The 16,674-nt window shown below is 44.1% G+C and carries 15 protein-coding genes; 6 read left to right on the top strand and 9 right to left on the bottom strand.

All coding sequences use genetic code 11. The features are described from left to right. Positions 1-72: 72 nt before the first annotated feature. The 5 genes from VFDL14_RS04780 to VFDL14_RS04800 all read right to left on the bottom strand — a co-directional run bounded on the left by VFDL14_RS04780 (position 73) and on the right by VFDL14_RS04800 (position 3,768). A complete protein-coding gene (locus tag VFDL14_RS04780) occupies positions 73-690 on the bottom strand; it encodes a glutathione S-transferase family protein (RefSeq protein WP_032552693.1) in 618 nt (205 codons plus the stop codon). Positions 691-699: 9 nt separating this feature from the next. Further along, the gene (locus VFDL14_RS04785) at positions 700-1,728 is read right to left on the bottom strand and encodes an NADP-dependent oxidoreductase (RefSeq protein WP_032552692.1); all 1,029 of its coding nucleotides are present in this window, start codon (positions 1,726-1,728) and stop codon (positions 700-702) included. A 136-nt stretch (positions 1,729-1,864) separates the two neighbouring features. After that, positions 1,865-2,452, bottom strand: coding sequence for a TetR/AcrR family transcriptional regulator (locus VFDL14_RS04790; RefSeq protein ID WP_032552691.1), 588 nt, complete (start codon positions 2,450-2,452; stop codon positions 1,865-1,867). Positions 2,453-2,622: 170 nt separating this feature from the next. Beyond that, positions 2,623-3,096, bottom strand: a complete 474-nt coding sequence (locus tag VFDL14_RS04795; RefSeq protein ID WP_032552689.1) for an FKBP-type peptidyl-prolyl cis-trans isomerase — start codon at positions 3,094-3,096, stop codon at positions 2,623-2,625. Between the two features lie 45 nt (positions 3,097-3,141). Beyond that, positions 3,142-3,768, bottom strand: a complete 627-nt coding sequence (locus VFDL14_RS04800; protein ID WP_032552688.1) for a thiol:disulfide interchange protein DsbA/DsbL — start codon at positions 3,766-3,768, stop codon at positions 3,142-3,144. Between the two features lie 300 nt (positions 3,769-4,068). Here VFDL14_RS04800 and VFDL14_RS04805 point away from each other — a divergent pair, with 300 nt between their 5' ends. Next, positions 4,069-4,713 (top strand): OmpA family protein, encoded by a 645-nt coding sequence (locus VFDL14_RS04805; RefSeq protein WP_032552687.1) that lies wholly within the window; start codon positions 4,069-4,071, stop codon positions 4,711-4,713. Positions 4,714-4,848: 135 nt separating this feature from the next. On the opposite strand, the gene VFDL14_RS04810 is transcribed toward VFDL14_RS04805, so the two are convergent. Further along, on the bottom strand, positions 4,849-5,208 hold the full coding sequence (locus VFDL14_RS04810; RefSeq protein ID WP_032552686.1) for a glutaredoxin family protein: 360 nt from the start codon (positions 5,206-5,208) through the stop codon (positions 4,849-4,851). An 88-nt stretch (positions 5,209-5,296) separates the two neighbouring features. Continuing rightward, positions 5,297-6,898: a nitric oxide reductase transcriptional regulator NorR gene (gene norR / locus VFDL14_RS04815; protein ID WP_032552685.1), complete on the bottom strand. Its 1,602-nt coding sequence runs from the start codon at positions 6,896-6,898 to the stop codon at positions 5,297-5,299. Positions 6,899-7,252: 354 nt separating this feature from the next. Between norR and hmpA the strand changes: the two genes are divergently transcribed. Both hmpA and VFDL14_RS04825 read left to right on the top strand, forming a co-directional pair. After that, on the top strand, positions 7,253-8,449 hold the full coding sequence (gene hmpA, locus VFDL14_RS04820) for an NO-inducible flavohemoprotein (RefSeq protein WP_032552684.1): 1,197 nt from the start codon (positions 7,253-7,255) through the stop codon (positions 8,447-8,449). A 690-nt stretch (positions 8,450-9,139) separates the two neighbouring features. Beyond that, positions 9,140-9,973, top strand: a complete 834-nt coding sequence (locus VFDL14_RS04825) for an EAL domain-containing protein (RefSeq protein ID WP_032552683.1) — start codon at positions 9,140-9,142, stop codon at positions 9,971-9,973. Positions 9,974-10,133: 160 nt separating this feature from the next. On the opposite strand, the gene VFDL14_RS04830 is transcribed toward VFDL14_RS04825, so the two are convergent. Then, the gene (locus tag VFDL14_RS04830; RefSeq protein ID WP_032552682.1) at positions 10,134-11,075 is read right to left on the bottom strand and encodes a TDT family transporter; all 942 of its coding nucleotides are present in this window, start codon (positions 11,073-11,075) and stop codon (positions 10,134-10,136) included. A gap of 240 nt (positions 11,076-11,315) precedes the next feature. After that, complete coding sequence (gene clcA / locus VFDL14_RS04835; protein WP_032552681.1) at positions 11,316-12,722, bottom strand: H(+)/Cl(-) exchange transporter ClcA; 1,407 nt, start codon at positions 12,720-12,722, stop codon at positions 11,316-11,318. Between the two features lie 569 nt (positions 12,723-13,291). On the opposite strand from clcA, the gene VFDL14_RS04840 reads away from it, so the two are divergent. The 3 genes from VFDL14_RS04840 to VFDL14_RS04850 all read left to right on the top strand — a co-directional run bounded on the left by VFDL14_RS04840 (position 13,292) and on the right by VFDL14_RS04850 (position 16,548). Further along, the gene (locus VFDL14_RS04840) at positions 13,292-14,275 is read left to right on the top strand and encodes a CobW family GTP-binding protein (protein WP_032552680.1); all 984 of its coding nucleotides are present in this window, start codon (positions 13,292-13,294) and stop codon (positions 14,273-14,275) included. Positions 14,276-14,434: 159 nt separating this feature from the next. Beyond that, complete coding sequence (locus tag VFDL14_RS04845; protein ID WP_032552679.1) at positions 14,435-15,721, top strand: DEAD/DEAH box helicase; 1,287 nt, start codon at positions 14,435-14,437, stop codon at positions 15,719-15,721. A 206-nt stretch (positions 15,722-15,927) separates the two neighbouring features. Beyond that, entirely contained in the window at positions 15,928-16,548 is a 621-nt protein-coding gene (locus tag VFDL14_RS04850; RefSeq protein ID WP_032552678.1) for a LysE family translocator, read from the top strand. Positions 16,549-16,674 lie beyond the last annotated feature (126 nt).

Here is a 16,674-nt window from a genome sequence, read left to right as displayed (position 1 = left end):
GTTGACGAAATGAAGTCAAATGAGAAGCCAAAGCAGCACTAAAACGTACTTTGGCTTCGAGGTAGTGGTTAACTAGCCGTGTTTTTGCTCGATCTCATCCGCTTTTTGGAAACTTGGATGAGACTTAAGGCGCTCGGTGTAAGCGACAAGGTTAGGGTAGGCGTGTGATGCACCAAAGTTTTCCATTGCTTCGACAATAAATGACATCATAAAGTCTGCACCTGTAAGAGTCTCTCCCACAAGGTAGCTCTTTCCTTCAAGCGATTGCTCTAAGTAAGCCATGATCTTACTGTTTTCGTCTTCAGCATATTGTGCCAAGAAGTTGGTTTCACAGCCGTCTTTTGCTACAAAGATCTTAAGCAGAAGCGGCAGAATGCCTGAGCTTTCAGCAAAATGAAGCCACTGATTGTATTCGAGGTGCTCTTTAGTCCCTCTTTGTGGTGCAAAACGACCATTACCGTATGTTTCAATGAGGTAATCCGTAATGGCGCCCGACTCAGTAATGATCATTCCTTGATCTTCGATTACAGGCGATTTGCCGAGAGGGTGAACAGATTTTAATTCAGGTGGCGCTAGAAACGACACGGAGTCACGCAAGTATGGCTTGATCTGGTAATCAACGCCCAGCTCTTCAAGTAACCAGATGATTCGCTTTGAGCGAGATTTATTTAGGTGGTGTAGAGTGATCATAGTTATTGCCTACTTTGCTTGATTAGTTTTGATGACGAGTTTGCCGAAGTTCTCACCTTTTAGAAGTCCCATAAAGGCTTGAGGCGTATTCTCAAATCCTTCAACCACTTGTTCTTTATATTGAATTTTGCCTTGTGCTAGCCATTCTGCCATTTGAGTTGCGAACTCGTTGTAACGATGTGCGTAGTCATCAAAAATAATGAAACCTTGCATCTTAACGCGCTTCACTAACAGCATTCCCATCAGTGCCGACATGCGATCTGGGCCATCTGGTAGTGATGTTGCGTTGTATTGAGAGATCAGGCCACAAACAGGTATGCGCGCACCTGTGTTTAGCAATGGCATAACCGCATCGAAGACTTTTCCGCCCACATTTTCGAAGTAGACATCAATACCTTTGTCGCACGCTGCGGCTAGCTGTTCTGCAAAGTCTTCTGCTTTGTGGTCGATACATTCATCAAAACCAAGTACTTCTTTAGCATGGCGACACTTTTCTTCCCCACCAGCAACACCAATAACTCGGCAGCCTTTAAGCTTACCAATCTGACCCACGGTTGCACCTACAGGCCCTGTAGCCGCCGCTACCACAAGAGTGTCGCCTTCTTTTGGCTGACCGATATCGAGCAAGCCCATGTAAGCGGTGAAACCTGGCATACCCATGATGCCGAGGGCGAAAGAAGGATGGCTCGGATCCATGCCCAGCTTTACTAAGCCTTCACCGTTCGAAACGCCGTAATCTTGCCAACCGGTATATGCCAATACCCATTCGCCAACTTGATAATCTGAATGCTGTGACTGTTCTACTTGGCAGACTGTTGCGCCAACCATCACTTCATCAATCGCTACCGGTTCTGCATAGGATTTTGCGTCATTCATTCGACCACGCATGTACGGATCAAGTGATAGGTAGATAGAACGCAGTAGAACCTCGCCATCTTGAATGCTTGGCACCGCGGTGGTTTCTAGTCGAAAGTTGTCTTGTGTAGGTGCGCCAACAGGGCGAGAGGCGAGCACGATTCTTCTGTTGTTATCAGTCATTGGATATCCTTAATGATCGCTGTTATGTATTAGACCAGTCGTCTAGTTTTGATTTCTAAAAATCCCGCCTCTTTATACGTAGACGTTAAAATACGTAGGCGGGAAAATCGTTGTTATGTTCGTGTCATTTGAGTGACTAAGCTAGCGCGATGATACGTTTTGTCTCGTCAAAAGCGCTGTCTAAAGTGTCTGGACTTTGACTCAACTTGCTTAAAAGGCTCGCACCTAACCAGAGCGAGTATAGATTCTTTGCAACTTGCTGGTGGTTTAATGAGGCGATAGAGTCTTCTTTAACCCCATTTTCTAAACACGTGGCCATTTGCTGAACCACACTGTCAGCACCTTTTTGCAAAGCGAGTCGCATTGAATCAGAAAGATCAGATACCTCTGCAGAGAGCTTCACAACCAAACATTTGTGAGCGTTGCAGACACCGTTTTGAGTATCACGCCAGCGAGAGAGGTAATCCAACAGCCGCTCCGCATGATCACCTTCTCCGTGTACCAAGATAGACTCAATTCTTGTTAAGTAACTATCGAAGTAGTGTTCAATCAAGGCCTCACCAAAAGCTTCTTTTGATTTGAAGTAGTGATAAAAGGAGCCTTTTGGTACATCAGCAGCCTTAAGCAGTTGAGATAACCCCACAGCCGTAAAACCCTGATTGACGATAAGCTCGTAGCCGACATCTAAAATGTGTAGGCGTGTGTCGTTTGTTTTCTGATTCATGGCGATACTATAAATAAAATTAGACCAGTCGTCTAGTTGGTTATTTTTGGCTGACTCTATCTATGATTGGATTAGAGACTGACTACAAAACTCGGGATGAAGGTTGATTGCTGACTGGCATAAAAAAGCCCTGCGTCATTCGGCAGGGCTGTCACTGTTTCGTTAGCAGGTTACTTGATTGATAGTAGCTCTACGTCGAAGATCAGAGTTGCTGAAGGTGGGATTGGACCTGTACCGCCTTTGCCGTAGCCAAGCGTGCTAGGAATAAAAAGGCGAACTTTTTGACCCTCAACCATATAAGTTAGACCTTCCTGCCAGCCTTTGATTACTTGCTTAAGTGCAAATGTGATCGGCTCACCGCGCTCTACTGAGCTATCGAAAACCGTACCGTCGATCAGAGTGCCGTGGTAATGAACCGTAACTTGGCTGTTCTTCGTTGGGTGTTCTGTACCAGTACCTTCTTCAAGTACTAGGTACTGCAGGCCGCTCTCTGTCGTTACAACGCCCGCTTTTTTACCATTTTCGATAAGGAATTGTTGGCCTTGTTCGAAGTTCTCAGAACCAGCTTTGTGGTTAGTCCAAGTACGGTAAATCATGAAACCAGCCATGATGAATACAATAATTGGAATGACAAATTTAGACATATTGAAACCTATTTATAAAAATATTCTGTTATTGAAAATCAACCATTAAGGCTGAGTCAAAAGGAAGTTGATGGTTTTACCGATACCTTCTAGATCTTGATGACCTGCAGTCAGTACTTGGTATTTACCGTTAACGATGAAGGTCGGTACTGAGTTGATCTGACCTTTTACAGAGATCTCTTCGGCTTTTTGCACGTACTCAAACAGTGCAACTTGCTGCTCTTTTTCTAGTTGGTATGGGCTTACTAAACCGCGAGAAGTAAACGCCGTTTCCAGAGCTTGCTGGCGAGCTTCTGGTGTTGCGTCGCCACCCATCTGTACAGCGGCAAATAGGTCTTCCATGAAGGCATGGTCTGGCGTGTCATTCAACTGCATAACGGCAGTGTAAAAGATCATTGCGCTGATTTGAGCGCTTTCATTAAAGGTAACATGTACCTTACCAATCTTTTGATTAGTCAGTGATTCGATTTCAGGAATCGCGCTCTCCATAGTGCGGCAGTGGCCACAGTTAAGCGAAAAGATTTCTGTCACTGGAGATAGATCGTATTCGGTTAGCGCAACAGGAAGCACTTCGTATTGAACGCCGGCTTGCGGCTCATTGCTTTCACTACAACCAGCTAGGGTTACTGCGGCGATAAGAGCAACAAATAATTGGGTAAAAGGCTTGAACATATAATTTACTCTAGCGTTAAAAAGTCGGTGAATTCTAACGATTTAGTGGGAATAGGAAAACAATTATAAAGTAATTAAATGCAAACAGGTCGATGTGTTGAGCAGTGAGCAACCAATTCACTGTTAACTGTGATCTATAACACTTTTTGCTTGGAGCGCTCCATATGGCGGTGAACGCGTATTACTCCAGTGGCTTACTTACGTCTTATTCAAATGGATCGTAAGTTTGGGCTAAAGTTATAGCGAAGCCGCCGATATAGTGTTTGGTAGAAGTAATACGTTTACGTGGTGGATGAATTAATGAAGTATTTAGCACTGATTTGCAGTTTGGCGTTGGTAGGATGTGAAGCCACCGACTCAATGGCAATGTTGGGCGGTAACATGTTGGAGACCGCACCACAAACTGACTACGATGTGATGTACCCAGAGTGGGGCGTTGTACAAGAGACACGTGTTGTGACCAATTACCGACAAGCACAAAACTCTTCACAGAAAACCATCACCACCAATTACGGCGTAGGCATTTCTACCGATGACCCGCTTGAAGTCTTCCTCAGACAAAATCGCATTGATTACGAAGTGCTACCGGGTAATCACGTAATGGTAAAATTGAACCATCACGTGAACTTTAAAACCGGTTCGGCAATTCCGGCTCCTGTGAATGATCACTGGTTAGATACATTAGGTAGCTACCTTTCACAGCGTTCGGATATCGATGTCGTCATTGAAGGGCATACCGATAACACGGGTAACGACCAAATTAACGATCCTCTCTCAGAGCAGCGAGCGAAAGAGGTGAAAGCGAGATTGGAGCGCAATTACGTATCGAGTCAATCTATCTATACGCGTGGCTTCGGTGAATATGTTCCAGCATGTACCAACACGTCTTCTCAGGGCAAAGCGTGTAATCGCCGAGTTGAGTTGATGCTGATAGTCGCTAAATAGTCCAGCTAATACCAACTACACACAGATATAAAAAATCCCTCAACGACGAGGGATTTTTTGATTCTGGCTTTCAAGAGCAGCTGTTACCTGGAGGGCACATGTGACTTGGAGAACGACTGCTACTTGAAGAAAGAGTTAAGCGAAGTTCTTTTCTAGGTATGCAACGATGTCTGAAGACTCGTACATCCATTCCGTTTTGCCGTCTTTCTCAATGCGAAGGCATGGTACTTTCACTCGACCACCACCGGCTTCAAGTTCAGCGCGGTGTTGATCGTTGTTTTTTGCATCACGCAGCTCAATTTTTACAGATTGACGCTTCATTGCTCGACGCACTTTTACACAGAACGGACAAGCTTCGAATTGATACAGAGCGTAGCTCTTTGCCTGTTCATCAACTTTAGATTGATCTTCAGCTGAGCGTTTAACGCCACGCGGCGTAAATACAAAGTTAAGTAGCAGAATGATGCGGCCTAGGAACCAACGGATAAACTTCATAATTATCTCTATATTTTCACAATTAGGATTACAATTCGCAGCATTATATACACAAGTCTAGAAAGATGCTCGTACCAATTGTGAAACTCTATTTCGTTCGTTCAATACTGTGCGACTTGGCGACATTAAGACCTAATCGCTTAGCAAGGCGAGTTAAGTTAGCCCTGTCGGTTTTTAATGTTCTACCGGCTTGAGCCCAGTTGAAGTTCGCTTGTTCGAGAACATCAGTAATGATCGTTCTTTGGAAATCTTCTGTTGCACCGCGCAAACCTTCCGATAGGTCAATTTCAGGCGCTGCCATTGAGCCTTGACCTTGTGTATTGGAAGCGGGTGAATTGAGCGCGAGCTCTTGATCCAACGGCCCACAATCTTCTTTAGTGATGGTCACTAAACGTTTGTTGGTGCTTCTTGCTAATGCTTTGAGTGCCGAACGGCTGATTACGTGTTCAAGCTCACGCACGTTGCCTGGCCAGTTATAACGATTCAGGAATACCAATACATCAGAGCGGAATTTGATCTGATTAATACCCAGCTTGCGTCGAGCTTGCTCTAAGAAGAATCCCGCTAGCAGGCTAGTGTCATCCCCGCGTTCACGAAGCGCTGGCACAGCGATAGGGTAAACACTCAGTCGGTGGTACAAGTCCGCTCTAAAGTTGCCATCTTCGACTTCTTGTTTTAAATCACGGTTAGTTGCAGCAAGTACACGAACATCAATGGTTTGAATGTTGTCTTGGCCGACAGGCTGAATCTCATTGTTTTGTAGCGCACGCAACAGTTTACTTTGCGCGGCTAGAGGCAGTTCGCCAATCTCATCTAAGAACAGTGTGCCGCCATCTGCCAAAGCAAACTTACCAGAGCGATTTTTGTCAGCACCAGTAAATGCGCCACGTACATGGCCGAACAGTTCACTTTCAACTAAATTTTCAGGTATAGCCGCGCAGTTTACATAGACCAACGGTTTGCGTTTACGCGCAGATTGATGATGCAACGTTCGAGCTACTAGCTCTTTACCAACACCGGTTTCACCATGGATGAGGATATTAAACTCAGAAGGAGCAACGACAGCGATGTCGTTTTTCAGAGCCATCATGGTATCGCTTTTACCAATGAGCTCTCCGCCTTCGCGTTCCCAAGCTTCTTCATTAAGCTCTTCTAACAGTTGCTTTGACTGTTTAGCTTGGCTCTCTAGTTGAGAGAAGGTGAGGGCCATCTGCATGGTTGAAGCGGCGATGGCTGCCAACACCTCTAAGTTGCGAGCGGGAATGTTAGCGAAAACATCTGGCGTAAGACTATCTAAGGTTAGAACGCCAAGCAGTTTGTCGCCAAAGAGCAGTGGCAGCCCCATACAAGCGTGCATTGGAAGGTCGCCGTCATGGTCGATCAGCAGACCGTCGAAAGGGTCAGGCAGCGTGCTATCAGAATCGAAGCGAACAGGAGTCTTAGAAGCACAAATTGCATCGAAGCGTGGATGCTCTGAAATGATGAAGCGGCGTCCGAATGTATCTCGACTGAGACCTTGCATAGCAATAGGTACCAGCGTGTCACCTTGGAGACTCAATAACGCCACACAGTCACAGGTAATCGTCTTACGAATCGCGTCAATAAGGCGATTGAAGCGGTCTTGGTCGTTAACACCACTGGCAAGGCCGATGGTCATTTCCATAAGGGTTGATGCGGAGATATCTTGCATGATTCACTCTAACTGCGTGGGTTTATGTACATGATAGAGTCTTAATGACTCAAATAAAAGGTCTTTTTGACATTTTTGTGAATGTGTATATTTGCTTGAAAGCTAATGATGACGGGAGTTGGAGAAGTTGGCACTGAATGTGCAAAAGAGACATCGAAGGCTAATTATACCAATGATTTATTGATGTATTTTTGATCTCAATCAATCGATGTTTATTAATTGGTTTTTGTGATTTTTTGAAATAAAAACAAGTCAAAATAACTTAAATCTCAGAAAGTCGAACAGTCATTCTTATTTTTTAAAGGTAGTCAAAGTGACACACATGTCACAAGGCTCAGTGTTCGGAGTAAATCCATGCTTAACAATGTACATATCGATATCATCAAGTCTACGATCCCACTACTTGAGAGTGCAGGCCCAGCGTTAACAACACACTTTTATCAACGTATGTTTTCTCACAATCCAGAGTTGAAAGACATTTTCAATATGACTCATCAACAAACTGGACGCCAAGGTGTTGCGCTGTTTGAGGCGATTGCTGCTTACGCAAAGAACATTGAAAATTTAGCGGCGCTGCAAGGTGCGGTTGAACGCATTGCTCAAAAACACACCAGCTTTAATATCCAACCAGAACATTACCAAATTGTTGGCCACCATCTCATTGAAACATTACGTGAGTTAGCCACTGAAGCATTTACACCAGAAGTTGAAGAGGCGTGGACGGCTGCGTACCTTTTCCTTGCTCAAATTTTCATTGATCGTGAAGGTGAGCTTTACCTACAGCGTAAACTGGATGTGGGTGGTTGGGAAGCCGCGAGAACCTTTGTTGTAGAGCAAAAGATTGTTGAATCTGATCTAGTTAAGAGTTTTGTATTCAAGCCTAAAGATAATGGTCCAGTGTTGGATTATGTTCCGGGTCAATACATAGGTATTGAAGTGAAACCTGAAGGTGCGTCGAATAATGAAATTCGTCAGTACTCACTTTCAGATACACCAAACGGAGAAACTTACCGTATTTCGGTTAAACGTGAAGGTGAGGGCGGTCAGTTCTCAGGTCTCGTTTCAAATCACCTACATAACTCTGTAGAAGTGGGCGATGAAGTGAAGCTTTACGCACCAGCGGGCGACTTCTTCTATCAAGAGCGTCAAAAGCCAGTAACCTTGATCTCTGCAGGTGTGGGTGTTACTCCAATGCAATCTATGCTTGAGTACCTGAGCAAGCAGCAGAAAAACGAGCCAGTTCTTTACCTTCACGCATGTGAAAAAGTAGAGCAGCATTCATTTACCCAACGTGTGTCTGACATTGTTGCTGATAAAGGTTGGTCAGCAAAAACGTGGTACATGAACAAGCCTTCAACGGACTGCGAAGACGTGTTGGAAGGCCAGATGAACTTATCTCAAGTGAGCGAAGCTGCAGGCTTCGAAGACAGCGATTTTTACATCTGTGGCCCAGTTGGCTTTATGAAGAATATCGTTGAACAGCTGGATGCGCTGAACATCGATCGCTCTCGAGTACACTACGAAGTGTTTGGACCTCACTCTCAGTTTTAGATTGAATCCAAACTTATCGCTACGAGGCCTCACGTTTGTGGGGCCTTTTTTGATCGTGAAGTGGCGGATTAGGCAGTCGCTACTGGAGATCTATTGTGAATTCAGCCACTAGAACGATAACAGTACATCAAGCGAACTTCATAAAGCGGACTTGTTTGAGTTTCAGGTGAGCTCTATTCCATATAATGATATCGATCAGAAGAGCAAAGCAATCATATTCAGGCCAAAAATACCCTTATATATCAATATTGTTAATTTGAGGGTGCGGTCTAAGTAAAGCCTCAAAAGATCAACTCTTCTATTGGTGTGCTTTACAATACTCTATATGTAAGCACGTGTAATTGCCGATATATTGCGCAATTTATAGAGCTTTAACTCTAATTTTGCGTAAGTTGTGTCCTTTTCTATTTTTTATTCCCTAAAATAAAGTTTTAGTAAATACAGGTTTTCCTAATTAGCTAATCAATTCGGTAAATCAATTGATCTGGGTAAGTTTATGTAAGAGGCGTATCCTTTGTGACGCTAATCCAATCCTATCTATGTGTCACTAGTTGCACCTTTTTGGCTGCCGTATACTGTTTTTGCCACATAAAATGAATATTGGACACATATTAATTCAAAACAACTCAATAAGTGGTTCGAATTAAAATTAGTAAATTTGCTTGCAAATAAGTAAAAATGAGGCGGAAAATGATCACTTATAACCAAGATGAACAGGTGCTTGAAATACAGATACTGGGATACAAAATACAAAGCGTTTACCAAGAAATTAAAACCGAGGAGGGGGCAATTCACGGCTACGAAGCTCTTTGTCGAGCAACTAAAAACGGTGAGGGTGTCAGTCCTAAAAAGTTGTTTAATTTTCTAGAGAAGTTGGATGACGACCTCGAGTTTAAAGTTAAATTTGCAATCAATGTAATGCACATTCGAGGCTTCATAGAGTCAGAGATTTACAACGAAGAAACCAAACTGTTTCTAAACTTTAGCCCATGTTTCTTTAGAGCTTTGTCTAAACAAGACAGTTTAATCAATGATTGCGTCAAGCATATTCTGACAACTGGCATCAAACTAGAGCAGATCGTAGTTGAGATAGTTGAGGACTATTGCCCAATCGATGAGATCACTAACTTTTACGATGGTATTAATAAAATCCGCTCTCAGGGCGTGTCACTTGCAGTTGATGACTTTGGTACAGGGTGGTCCGGTTTCTCAAGGGTTGCAGCGATCAGTCCGGACTATATCAAAGTAAGCCGAGAACTGCTGGTGGCGAGCCAGGTTGGGTTAACGGAAGAACTAGAAGAGCTGAAAGTGATTTGCGGATTAAAAAATACGATGCTGATTTATGAGGGCATTGAGTGTATTGAGCAGCTGGAATTGGCTAAGGCATACGGCTCCAATTTGTATCAAGGGTACTACTTATCTTTTCCACGTAAGCACCCATTTCAGCGCACGGTTAATCACAAAGCGAAAATCGAAAAAACGATAAGAACGAACGCATTTACTAGCATCCACCTGAAATGCTAACTGTCGATTAGAATCAATTAGCATTTGAACAACAAACACAACGCATACACCTAGGCACATGGATGTGCCACTCTCTTCCCGTTTCTAGATCTTTTCTTACTAGTTACTTCAAAAACGATAGCCGTAAGTTCGAGGCGTGATTATCCAACGATACTATGGCTTATTTCGCTTTTTTCATGAGTTGCCTGGGGTTGAACAATTCTGGCCAGTACATTTTTACGTAACCGCCTGCAACCCAAATGACTAAGATGGTTGCAATGGTGAGTTCGAAGAAACCAAATTTATGTAACCAGTACCACTGTGGATACTCGGCCCCGAAAAAAGTAGTTAACCGATGCATAGCGATCGCACTGATCACAGATGGAAAGGTTACCGCTGCAATGGAAGGTTGGAACTTCAGGCGCATGAGTCTTACGTAACACAAGTAGATCAGCAGCGTCATGGTAATGGCGATACCCGCTAAAGCGCCTGTAAGAATTGGATCTGGGTGGTCGAAATTAACTAAGTAAGCCGCTAGTGACAAGTTCACCGGAGCTGCCATGATTGCCAGTGTAGGTCTTGCTCTACGAGGCAAGTTCCCTTCAAACACCAAGCGATACAGCACCACGGGAAGTAAGAAGAAGTAGATACCGATACAGGTCGCTGCGAGTGTTTCTGAAAATACCGTGTGCCCAAATTGTGTACCCGCTAACGAGCTACTGATCAAACCTACTGGATATAAGAACCAGCTGGGAACAATGTTCGACATTTTAAAGTTGATGATCTGGAAACTAAAAAACAGCACCATCATCGTAAAGTGAAGCAACAGGGCACAGAACCAGATAGGGTAGGCGATGATCGGTGATATCTCGGCTAGATAGTCACAAAGAATCAATAGAGCCATGCTCATAGGTGCCATCAAGCTCCCACTTAACGGGTGGCGAATGTCGTTGATGAAGGTATTAAAACTTGTGAGATAACGAAGTAAAACAGGGACTAACAGCAGCGCGCCAACTGAAGCGAGGTAGGGACGAACGACTTCACCAATCCCTGGAATATATAGAGCCCATGCTTGTCCTAGCCCAATAACGCCAAGTGCTAACGACGCCTGAGATGGAGGCACATTTTTTACTTGGGTTAATCTTCTCCAGTTCAACGACTTGTTCCACCTTAAGTTACATATTAAATATTAGACTTGTTGCTCTAGTTAGAGCGTGTAGTTGTGCTCTCAATAGATGTTAAGGGGGCTCAACTAATTTTGAGTGGATGATATCAAGATTAACGTTTGCTTTTTTGATTTTGATGCGAAATCGGGATACTAAGCACGTTGAATGTGTGCTTTTGTTTCATGAGTCTTTTGTTACTAGCGTACTTCCTCTTGTTGCGGAAGATCTTGTTGTCTTAATTTCTCATTTTTTAACGTGCGGTTCAGTAGTTGGCTGTAAATCGGCTGGCCGCCCAACACCTGAGCAATGATTACGGCACCTAGGCAAGTGATGATCAACGGTAATATCAGGTAGTAGTTATTGGTCATTTCGATAACCAATAAAATCCCTGTTATCGGGGCACGTACAGTCGCCGCAAATAGTGCTCCCATACCTGCAATCGCAAACATGCCCGGATCGATATTGAGTTCAGGAAAGAGGGCCGAAGCGATAAGTCCAAATGCGTAACCAAAGAGTGTTCCAAGCGCAAGCATCGGAGCAAAGATACCGCCCGGCGCGCCAGATCCGAAACAGAGTAGTGTGGTAAGTACACGTCCTAAGAAGATAAGTAACAACACGTTGGTACTGTAATCGCCATGGGTGATATTAGGGATAATACCAATACCACCGCCAGTTAGCTCTGGAATATAGAGAAGCAATAAGCCAAAGCAACCGCCAAGCAGAGTACCCGTCGTTAAGTAACGTTTGCGGTCGTTTTTGTGTATTGCGACAAACATGTCTTGTGAAAGGGTGATCAGCTTATTGAAAATCACGCCAAATATCCCGAATAGCACACCTAGCAATAGGAATAGCCACAACGCATTTAGCTCAGGTGGTTGATATTGGGGCATGGTGATAACAGCCGACTGCCCGTTGATATAGCGAAACACGATGTTGGCTGAAACCGCAGAAATGATCACGGCCTTGATAGAAATGAGTGAGTAACGAAACTGCGGTCGCATCTCTTCAACAACGAACATGATTCCAGCTAAGGGTGCATTGAATGCAGCGGCTAAACCGCCCGCGGCACCAGAAGCAAGCAAAGAGTGGCGGCTGTCGTCATCTTTTACACGAAAGATATCAGTGACCATACGACCGATGCTGCCACCCATTTGTACTGTAGGACCTTCACGACCTAGCACCATGCCTGAACCGAGAGCGCCCATACCACCGAAGAACTTGACGGGAAGCACTCGCCACCAACGAACAGGACGCATGCCGTCCATCGCACCTTCAATTTCAGGAATACCTGATCCTGCGGCTTCTGGTGCAAAACGGTGGACAAGAAAATAACCGATGAAAGCAAAGGCCGCACTAATAAGAAACGCAGCTAGCCAAAGCGGCAAATAGCTCCCAATTTCATCTTTTAGCCAGTCGGTACGAGTTTCTGTGATGAAATGAACCGCAACTTCAAAATAGGTACCTACTAAACCTGCAAAGATACCGACGATACAAGAGAGGATTAAAACAGATGCAGGGGTTTTGTCTCTGGAGAGAAATTGGTTGATAGCATCCCTTGGCATCTTTGCTAAAAAGGATTGCTTTATTTTCTCTCGGTTGGTCATTGAAACTGGGTTCCTGAGTTGATGCAGTGGGATTGTCGTAAATTATACGCTTCCGTTACTTATCCTATAGCAGCAAAGATGCAAAGTTGAATTCCATTTATGAAAGTAGCGTGCAACATAAATAAGAACTATAGCCAATACTGTGGAATCGTCGTCACAAATTTGGTTGAATCTATAGTGGCAACTTGAATTACTGTAAAAATGAACCATAGTTAAATTGTAAAGCAACATAACGAACCGCAGGGAGAAGTGAGGTTTTACACACAATTTGGATGGATTCAAAAAAGAAATTTTCTAGTTCCTCGTTAAATGTTCAGGTCGATGACAAGACTTCCTGATTCGCGAACTCACGATTGAGTAACGAGGGTAAGGCGCGCTACCGAAGTGCGCCTTTAGTCTGTTTGGGATAGCATAAATTTTGACCTCCAACCAACTTCATTTCATCCACATTTGAAACTCTTGCAATACGCTGCCCTAAATCTACTTTTATTCCTTTCTAGTCGTCATAAATCCGATGCGGACAAACCTTTGATATTCGGTATATACTCCTAAAAAAAGGAGAATGGACTATGACGAACAGAGTTCCTACCAATATTATTACTGGCTTTCTCGGGGTGGGTAAAACGACCGCGATTTTAAACTTGCTGAAGAACAAACCAGAGAACGAAAACTGGGCGGTATTGGTTAACGAATTTGGCGAAATCGGTATCGATGGCGCACTGATGACTGATCAGGGTGCGTTGATCAAAGAGGTCCCTGGTGGATGTATGTGTTGTACGGCAGGTGTTCCTATGTCTGTTGGAATTAACGCATTACTTCGTCAAAAACCAGATCGTCTCCTAATTGAGCCAACTGGATTAGGACATCCTAAGCAGGTTATTGCGACATTAACCTCTGAACAATACACACCTTATGTTGACCTAAAGGCGACATTAGGTTTGGTTGACCCGCGCTATCTTTCAGATGAAAAGTACACATCGAATCAAAACTTTAACGATCAGTTGGATAGTGCAGATGTGATTATTGGCACTAAGGTGGATCTTGTTCACTCTGAAGATATTGATACCTTCAATGATTGGGTGACGAATCAATCTCCGGCTAAGGTATTCCATAAACTGATCCATGATGGCGAAGTGCCGCTTGAAGTGTTAGACATTGAACGTGTTCGAGGTGGTGCATCGTTTGGAATTGAAGCACATCATCATGAACATGCTGAACAAGAGCCTCAGTTTGAACTTCCACCGGGTGAAGATTTCATTCGCAAAGAGAACAAAGGGCAGGGCTACTTTAGCTGTGGTTGGTTGTTTGGGGCTGAACACAAATTTGATTTCGACCAGCTGTTTTCTATGCTCTCGGCACTGCAAGCTGAAAGGGTAAAAGCGGTAGTCAATACAGATCAAGGCTGTTTCGCATTTAACGTGGCTAACCAAGTGGTGTCGGTTAATGAAATCAGCTTAGATGGCTTTGAATCTCGCCTTGAAGTGATTGATTCGCAACTCATGCCATGGGCAGACCTTGAACAGGTATTGCTCAAACTTTGTGGCCTGAAGTAGTAAAAGATGGCACTTGTTGGGCTCCAACCTCAATAAGTGTCAATTAGAGTGATAAAATTTGCGTTATATCACGATAAATGTGAGATAAATCACTCTAATTACTTTATAGTGCTCGGCTGAAATAAAAATGTAGGCTGTCTGCTTAAGGAACTCGTAACAATGTCATTTTCCTCTCAAGGTTTTGCTCCTGAACTCGTAAAAGCGCTGACTGAGTGTGGTTATGAAAAACTCACACCTATTCAACAAAAAGCGATCCCAATGGCGCGTAAAGGCCATGATATTTTTGCTACGGCACAAACGGGTACGGGCAAAACAGCTGCGTTTTCATTACCTGTCATTCAGCACTTGTTGAACAGCGGCAACAAAGCATCTCGCGGTACAGCTCGCGCTTTGATCCTTGCACCAACACGTGAACTGGTTGCTCAAATCGCTCAGAACATCAAAGATTACGTTAAGTACACAGAGCTGAGCGTAGCGGCGGTTTATGGCGGTAATAAGATGTCATCACAGGTTCGCCAGTTAGATCTGGGTGTGGACATTCTTGTCGCAACTCCGGGTCGTCTAGAAGAGCACCTAGAAGAGGGTAATGTGTCTATCTCTAATCTTGAGTTCCTAGTTTTTGATGAAGCAGACCGTATTCTCGATATGGGCTTCATCAATGCGGTTCGTAAGATCATGATGGATGTTGAAACATCACCTCAAATTATGATGTTCTCAGCGACAACATCAACTCAGTTAAACCAACTTTCAGTTGATATTCTGCGTAAGCCAAAGCGTATTAGTGTAGAGCGTGAAAACTCAACGGCTGCGACGGTTGGTCACGTGGTTTACCCTGTAGACCAAGAGCGTAAAACTGAATTGCTTTCTGAGCTGATTGGCCGTAAAAACTGGCGCCAAGTGCTTGTGTTTGTGAACTACAAAGAGACAGCAAACGAAGTAGTTAAAGAGCTTAAGCTTGACGGTATTAAAGCTGTGTTGTGTCACGGTGATAAAGCACAGAGTGCTCGTCGTCGTGCGCTGGATGATTTCAAAGAAGGTAAAGCTCGTGTGATGGTAGCAACAGACGTTGCAGCTCGTGGTCTAGATATCGAAGACTTACCACACGTAATCAACTACGACATGCCATTCCTTGCAGAAGACTACGTTCACCGAATTGGTCGTACGGGTCGTGCAGGTAAACAAGGTCACGCTGTTTCTTTTGTTAACCGTGAAGAAGAGCTGACGGTTGTACAAGTAGAGAAACTGATTCAACAACGCATTCGTCGCGTAGAGCAACCGGGTTACGAGCCTAAAAAGCGTGATGCTTACATTGAGAAGCTAAACACCAAATCGGCTTATAAGAACCGCCAAGGTCGCAAGAACAATGCGAACGAAGAAAAGCCAGACCAAGCGAATGCTGAGCGTCGTCTAGCAATGATGAAGCGCATCAAGAACCGTCGCAAGTAAGCTAGGGTTATTGATAGAAAAGAGCCACAGTGATGTGGCTCTTTTACGTTTCAAGAGTGGCCTTATTTATAAATGAACTCAGCATATGTTAAATGACAGCTCAGCACCTGTCGCCCCGATGGCTTCAATAGCCACCACTTTCAACGTGCTGTTTCTAAATCGGAAATAGTTAGTTTTACGTAATAAAAAAGCAATAAGGTAACAATATGGATAGTGCGCTACTTTTGGCTTTCATCCCCACATTTTTCTTTGTCTCAATTACTCCCGGGATGTGTATGACCTTAGCGCTTACGCTGGGTATGAGTATTGGTTATCGTCGTACTCTATGGATGATGGTTGGCGAACTGGTCGGCGTGGGAGTTGTATCGGTAGCGGCGGTACTGGGTATTGCTTCGATCATGCTTAATTACCCTTGGTTGTTTACTGGCTTTAAGTTCGTTGGTGCAGCATATCTGTTTTATCTTGGCGTTCAAATGTGGCGCTCGAAAGGCAAACTGGCGATCAGCACTGATAATCAAAACCAAGCAACAGGCAACGATTGGGATTTGGTTGTTCAGGGCTTTGTAACGGCCATCGCGAATCCTAAAGGCTGGGCATTCATGATTTCTCTGTTGCCACCGTTCATTAATAGCTCTAAGGCATTGGTTCCTCAACTATCTATCTTAGTTTCTATTATCTTGGTGTCGGAGTTTGTGTGTATGACGCTATACGCGACAGGCGGAAAGAGTTTGAAGCACCTACTGGGCCAAGCAGACAATGTTCGTTTGATGAACCGTATTGCTGGCACCTTGATGATGGGGGTTGGTGTATGGTTGTTTGTGAGTTAATTTTGATTGACGAGAACGGGTAGAGATCCCCGACTCAGTCGTTCCTCCTTCTCGAGGATGACGAGCAATAGTAATGATAATGAGTAATGAAAGCTCGGACTCTTACTTAAACCGTAGATTGAATAG

This window comes from Vibrio fortis, assembly GCF_000695685.1.
Taxonomy (GTDB): Bacteria; Pseudomonadota; Gammaproteobacteria; order Enterobacterales; family Vibrionaceae; genus Vibrio; species Vibrio fortis_A.
Note: the sequence above shows the minus strand (reverse complement) of the source record. Positions and strands in the feature narration are given on the sequence as shown.

What these genes read in the sequence shown, in the direction of transcription:
- VFDL14_RS04780 (WP_032552693.1), bottom strand. Translation starts at nt 690, where the DNA reads ATGATCACTCTACACCACCTAAATAAATCTCGCTCAAAGCGAATCATC.
- VFDL14_RS04785 (WP_032552692.1), bottom strand. Translation starts at nt 1,728, where the DNA reads ATGACTGATAACAACAGAAGAATCGTGCTCGCCTCTCGCCCTGTTGGC.
- VFDL14_RS04790 (WP_032552691.1), bottom strand. Translation starts at nt 2,452, where the DNA reads ATGAATCAGAAAACAAACGACACACGCCTACACATTTTAGATGTCGGC.
- VFDL14_RS04795 (WP_032552689.1), bottom strand. Translation starts at nt 3,096, where the DNA reads ATGTCTAAATTTGTCATTCCAATTATTGTATTCATCATGGCTGGTTTC.
- VFDL14_RS04800 (WP_032552688.1), bottom strand. Translation starts at nt 3,768, where the DNA reads ATGTTCAAGCCTTTTACCCAATTATTTGTTGCTCTTATCGCCGCAGTA.
- VFDL14_RS04805 (WP_032552687.1), top strand. Translation starts at nt 4,069, where the DNA reads ATGAAGTATTTAGCACTGATTTGCAGTTTGGCGTTGGTAGGATGTGAA.
- VFDL14_RS04810 (WP_032552686.1), bottom strand. Translation starts at nt 5,208, where the DNA reads ATGAAGTTTATCCGTTGGTTCCTAGGCCGCATCATTCTGCTACTTAAC.
- norR (WP_032552685.1), bottom strand. Translation starts at nt 6,898, where the DNA reads ATGCAAGATATCTCCGCATCAACCCTTATGGAAATGACCATCGGCCTT.
- hmpA (WP_032552684.1), top strand. Translation starts at nt 7,253, where the DNA reads ATGCTTAACAATGTACATATCGATATCATCAAGTCTACGATCCCACTA.
- VFDL14_RS04825 (WP_032552683.1), top strand. Translation starts at nt 9,140, where the DNA reads ATGATCACTTATAACCAAGATGAACAGGTGCTTGAAATACAGATACTG.
- clcA (WP_032552681.1), bottom strand. Translation starts at nt 12,722, where the DNA reads ATGACCAACCGAGAGAAAATAAAGCAATCCTTTTTAGCAAAGATGCCA.
- VFDL14_RS04840 (WP_032552680.1), top strand. Translation starts at nt 13,292, where the DNA reads ATGACGAACAGAGTTCCTACCAATATTATTACTGGCTTTCTCGGGGTG.
- VFDL14_RS04845 (WP_032552679.1), top strand. Translation starts at nt 14,435, where the DNA reads ATGTCATTTTCCTCTCAAGGTTTTGCTCCTGAACTCGTAAAAGCGCTG.
- VFDL14_RS04850 (WP_032552678.1), top strand. Translation starts at nt 15,928, where the DNA reads ATGGATAGTGCGCTACTTTTGGCTTTCATCCCCACATTTTTCTTTGTC.